Here is a 203-nt window from a genome sequence, read left to right on the forward strand (position 1 = left end):
CTTAGTATTTTTGAGAGTGAACACCATCGCTTGAAGCTACTGTTTTATACATTTCTGGACGTCTGTCTCTGAAAATGCCCCATGAAGTACGAGTTTTCTCGATATCTTCTAGGTCGAATGTATGTACTAATACAGTCTCTTCAGTTTGTGTCGCCTCTTCTACTTTTTGACCATGCTCATTAGCAATAAATGATGATCCATAG

1 pseudogene is annotated in these 203 nt (G+C 38.4%); it reads right to left on the bottom strand.

What is annotated here, in order from left to right:
- Window position 1: 1 nt before the first annotated feature.
- Window positions 2-203: pseudogene (locus tag ACXAHM_RS26550) on the bottom strand (hypothetical protein); the annotation flags it as partial.

The sequence above is a fragment of the Flammeovirga sp. AWQ4_249 genome, assembly GCF_056161045.1.